The following is a 3,159-nucleotide window of genomic DNA, read 5'->3' as shown; positions in this document are numbered from 1 at the left end:
GTTTGGGGTAGGCACTGGCGCAAATAGGAACAATGGGAGCAGAGGCTTGTTGAGCCATATGGAAGGCGCCTTTTTTAAAGGGTAGCAGATCATTACCGCCGTTACGTGTGCCTTCGGCAAAGACCCAAATCGAAGTATTATTGTGTTTAAGCGCTTCGGTTGTTTCAGCCATGGTATTGATAGATTCACGACTTTTGGAACGGTCGATCATGATATTGCCGGCGAGCCAATAAACCTGGCCAAATAAAGGCAGATACTTAAGGCTCTTTTTACCGACGCTTACACAGCGCTTAGGAATGACACCGCCGTGAACAAAGAGGTCGAGGTTGCTTTGGTGATTGGCGATAACAACGCTGGGGGGCATATTATCCAATAGTTCTTTATTCTCTATCGTCATTTTTACGCCCAATAACTTCAAAGCTCCCCAGCTGAATAGTCGCCCGCATATTCTTGTGTTATCAGGGTTGAAGGGCCTAAAAAGACAGATGCAACTGCCGAGCAAAGCAACGCTAAAGAAGTAAGTGAGAACGAGTATTGTACGAATAGTAAGTAGCATGCTTGAGTCAGTTATGTCCGTAGGCGGCGATTATTATCGAGAGGATGAGTGCGTAAAACGATTATAGAGCGTTTTGTGTCACAGCTATATTGTTATACAAGCCATAAATTGTAATAAAATTGCCTTGCTTGGCATAGGGCTGGCTATAATTGCTTACAACCTTGCCGTTGATCTCGTGATATAATCGGCCGTTTTTTAAGATTCGAAATTTGGGGATATAAAGTGATAAAGGTAGGTATTGTAGGCGCGACTGGCTATACCGGTTCGGAGTTATTAAGATTATTGGTGCTTCATCCGAAGGTTGAAATTACTGTTGTTACCTCGCGTACTGAGAAAGGCCGCCCTGTTGCAGATATGTTTCCTCATGTTCGTGGCTACATCGACTTGCCTTTTACCGATCCTAGCGTAGACGAACTAGCTGGCTGTGATCTTATCTTCTTTGCAACGCCACACGGTGTGGCTCAGTCAATGATGTCTGAATTTATAGATTCCGGCTTGCGTACCATTGATCTTTCAGGTGACTTTCGTTTGAAAGATGTAGATGTATGGGAAAGTTGGTATGACCAGAAGCATGCCTGCCCTGAATTAATTCCTCAGGCTGCATATGGCCTGCCTGAAATCTATCGTGAACAAATTAAAGATGCCAAATTAGTTGCTTGCCCTGGGTGTTTTCCTACGGTTATTCAGTTGGGCTTTTTACCTTTAGTTGAGCAAGGCTTAGTCCAGGCGGATCGTCTCATTGCAGATGCTAAAACAGGCACCAGTGGTGCTGGGCGTGCAGCTAAAGTTGGTATGCTGTTATCGGAATGCGCTGATAGCTTTAAAGCTTACGGTGTTTCCGGGCATCGCCATTTACCCGAGATCCAGCAAATTTTGAGTGAAGCAAACGGATCGCCTGTTAATGTGACCTTTGTTCCTCATCTCGTGCCCATGATTAGAGGGATCGAAGCGACTTTGTATATACAACCTAAGCCTGATGCTGAATTAAGTCTGGAGCAGGCTCAAGCTATCTATGAAGAGCGCTATAAGGATGAGCCTTTTGTCGATGTGATGCCGCTAGGCTCTTTGCCAGAAACCCGTTCCGTTAAGGGGTCGAATATGTGCCGAATTGCACTGCACCAGCAACCTGGCAGTAATACAATTATTGTATTGTCGGTTATTGATAACCTGGTAAAAGGCTCTTCTGGCCAGGCGATTCAGAACATGAATCTTATGTTTGGTTTTGATGAGATGATGGGCTTACAGCAAGTGGCATTGATGCCCTAACACCTAGGTGAGATTGTACTAGAATGGTAAAACGGAAAGCTGAAGATCGTCTGATTGTAGTTAAGCACAAGCCAGGTATTAAATTAAAACGGCGGGTGATTTTTGCAATTGGCATTTTGGTCATGGGCGTCCTAAGTTTTCTTTTGGGCGATTACCAAATAAAACAGGCACACGAAAAGGTCGTTCAAGAATTAGCAAAAGTTGCACAAGAGTATGCTGCTTTAAAAGAGGAAGAAGTCGCTTTACGGCAGCAAGTCGCAAACCTTGAAAGCGGTCGGACGATTGATGACCTGGCAAAGCAGGAAATTCAGGAGACGATCAGGGATTACAAGGCTCGCGTGTCGCAGTTAGAAAAGGACTTGTCATTTTATCAAAATATTATGGCGCCTTCAGATAACTCGCGAGGCTTACAAGTACAGAAAGCCGAGATTCAGCTAGGTGCAACGGATAGGCGTTTTGACTACAAAATTGTCTTAGCGCAAGTGGCTGATAACAAGAGCTACGTATCCGGGAATGTTGCGATTAACGTGATAGGTATGCAGGGCGAAGAAGAAACTGTTCTAGCCTTAAGAGATATATCAGAGCAGCAAACGGCTTTGGGTATCAAGTTTAAATTCAAGTATTTTCAGGATATAGCCGGAGATCTGCTGCTACCGAAAGGTTTTGTGCCGACAGGTATCCAAGTGGTTGCTCAGTCGAAGGGAAAGAAAGCGTCTCGTATTGAACAGAGCTTCGATTGGCAGCAGTTAGTTGATCAAAAAATTTAGAGACTTTTGGGAGAATCATTATGTGGGGCAAGAGTAAACAAAAAGGGAAAGGGCGTCATAATAGTCCGAATATTCATTTTGATACTCTGGTATCAAGTAAAACCCAGATAGAGGGTGATCTTCAATTCTCTGGCGGTTTACATATCGATGGTTTAATTCGTGGCACCATCCGCGCTGAAGAAGACAGTGAAGCGATTGTTCGTATTAGCGATATTGGTGAAATAGACGGTGATGTGATTGCACCTCATATCATTGTTAACGGTACAGTCCATGGCGATGTTTATGCTTCGAAGCATATTGAGCTGGCCAAGAATGCGTCAATAAAAGGGAATGTTTATTATCATCTGATCGAAATGGCGATGGGTGCTGAGGTTAATGGTAACCTGGTTCACCATAAAGAGCCTGTATCAATTAAGAATCATGACTCAGGTGAAAGCACAGAGACTAAAGCCGCTGAGCAAGTTGCGCTAAAAGCCGTGTCGGGTTCAGATTCTAATAATGGCTAAATGAAATAGTTGACTGTTTTACTAGGTTAATTGGATAATGCTCTGTATAGAAGTATGACATTGT

The 3,159-nt window shown here is 43.8% G+C and carries 4 protein-coding genes; 3 read left to right on the top strand and 1 reads right to left on the bottom strand.

From position 1 onward, the window contains the following. Positions 1–397, bottom strand: a 397-nt coding sequence (locus tag A3766_RS16885; RefSeq protein WP_197479606.1) for a 1-acylglycerol-3-phosphate O-acyltransferase, incomplete at its 3' end; no start/stop codon positions are given. Positions 398–778: 381 nt separating this feature from the next. Between A3766_RS16885 and argC the strand changes: the two genes are divergently transcribed. From argC to A3766_RS16870, 3 genes are read left to right on the top strand one after another with little or no spacing between them, the layout of a single operon-like run. Then, entirely contained in the window at positions 779–1,822 is a 1,044-nt protein-coding gene (argC, locus tag A3766_RS16880) for an N-acetyl-gamma-glutamyl-phosphate reductase (RefSeq protein WP_068510033.1), read from the top strand. Positions 1,823–1,845: 23 nt separating this feature from the next. Beyond that, entirely contained in the window at positions 1,846–2,589 is a 744-nt protein-coding gene (locus A3766_RS16875; protein WP_068510034.1) for a DUF6776 family protein, read from the top strand. A gap of 20 nt (positions 2,590–2,609) precedes the next feature. Beyond that, positions 2,610–3,095, top strand: a complete 486-nt coding sequence (locus A3766_RS16870; protein WP_068510036.1) for a polymer-forming cytoskeletal protein — start codon at positions 2,610–2,612, stop codon at positions 3,093–3,095. Positions 3,096–3,159: the final 64 nt, after the last annotated feature.

The sequence above is a fragment of the Oleiphilus sp. HI0132 genome (assembly GCF_001635845.1).
This window is presented reverse-complemented; position numbering and strand designations above follow the sequence as displayed.